Origin of the sequence: Streptomyces flavofungini, assembly GCF_041028215.1 — a bacterium.
GTDB classification, from domain to species: Bacteria; Actinomycetota; Actinomycetes; order Streptomycetales; family Streptomycetaceae; genus Streptomyces; species Streptomyces flavofungini_B.
Genome location: NZ_JASKYR010001189.1, coordinates 1 through 1,512, shown reverse-complemented (window position 1 = coordinate 1,512; position 1,512 = coordinate 1). Strand labels below are relative to the sequence as shown.

1 protein-coding gene and 1 pseudogene are annotated in these 1,512 nt (G+C 76.7%); both read right to left on the bottom strand.

Annotation, left to right across the window (positions count from 1 at the left end):
- Nucleotides 1–593: pseudogene (locus tag AB8Z36_RS39625) on the bottom strand (SAV_2336 N-terminal domain-related protein); the annotation flags it as partial.
- Nucleotides 583–1,512 (bottom strand): AAA family ATPase (locus AB8Z36_RS39620; RefSeq protein ID WP_369218205.1); only part of this gene is annotated, 930 nt, incomplete at its 5' end. The gene AB8Z36_RS39620 and the pseudogene AB8Z36_RS39625, both read right to left, overlap by 11 nt.

Sequence of the window (1,512 nt, the reverse complement as noted above, 5' to 3'; positions counted from 1 at the left end):
GTCATCGCGGGGCCGGTGTCGGCGACCAGGGCGAGGCTGAACAGGCGGTCGGTGGCGGGCGCCAGGACGGGGGCCCAGGGGCGCGGGCCGGGGTGGCGGGCGGCGCGTTCGGCGGTGGCGCGCTCGTCGAGGGTGCGGCGCCGGCGCGGGTCGGGCGCCCGCCGCTTCAGCGGACGCAGGGCGCGCTGGATCGCCAGTTCGTGGTGGAGCGCCCGCGGGGCGGGCACGAGGACCTCGTCGGCGTCGGCTCCCGGTCCCGGCGCGCCGAGGGGAACGTGCAGGGCGCCCTGCCGGGCGGCATGGTGCGCGCCCGTGCCGCCGTCCCCCGCCGCCCGCGTCGCCTCGTCCGGGGGCGGCTCGCCCGCCGCCGGGCCGCCGGGCCGCCCGGACCGCTCCGGTCCGCCCGCTTCCGTGCCGCCGCCGGTCGCGCCCGCGCCCGGCGGGCCGTCAGGGCCCCGGCCCGCCTCCGGCGGAGCGCCCGCCGCACCGTCCGGCGGCAGGTGCTCCGCAAGCCAGAGCATCTCCGCCAGCTCCAGGGGGGTGACCGGCGGTCCCAGGGCCTCCAGGGCGTCGCGGAGCCGGTCAATCGCCATCGGTGCGGGTCGCCTCGCTGCTCAGGTACGGCATCACCTGGTCGGCCAGCGCGCGCACGCCTTCCGGGGGTTCGGTGAACGCGGCGTGATGGCACATGTAGATGGCGTTGAGGAGCTGGTCGTTGGCGAGCAGACCGCCGCCGCGCCGCTCGAAGAAGCGGTCGATGACGTCCTGGGCGCCCGCGGGGAGCGCGCCGTCCGCCTCGCCGATGAGCGGGCCGAGGTGTTCGCGGACGATGGCGGTCAGCTCCGCGACGCCCGCGGGCTGCTTCAGGTCCACGGTCACGCAGCGGCGCAGGAAAGCCGGGGGGAACTCGCGTTCGCCGTTGCTCGTCATGACGACGAGCGGGAAGGCGCGGCAGGTGACCGTGCCGTCGCGGATCTCCACCCGGTCGGTGGTGCTGTCGGCCGTCATCACCTCGGCGGCGGGCGCCGCGCGCCGGGCCAGCTCGACCAGTTCGTAGGAGCCCTTCTCGAAGACGGTGAGCAGGTCGTTGGGCAGGTCGATGTCGCTCTTGTCGATCTCGTCGACGAGCAGGACGCGGGGGCGTTCGTAGGGCAGCAGGGCCGTGCCGAGCGGGCCGAGGCGGAGGTAGTCGCCGATGTCGTCGCCCGCGGGCCCGCCGCCGTCGTGGCGTGCGCGTTCGGCCGCGTACAGACGGGTCAGCGGGTCGTACTCGTAGAGGCCGTCGCGGAGGGTGACGCGGCTGGTGATCGGCCAGTGCAGGACCTTGCCGAGGCCGAGCTCGTGCGCCACCGCGTAGGCGAGGGAGGACTTGCCGGTGCCGGGGGCGCCGGTGACCAGGAGCGGCCTGCGCAGATAGAGCGCCGCGTTGACCTGCCGGACGGCGTCCTCGGAGGGGCGGTAGCTGGCCGCCGCGTGGTGGTTGCCGGAGTCGCCGGGCGGAGTGCGCAGGGG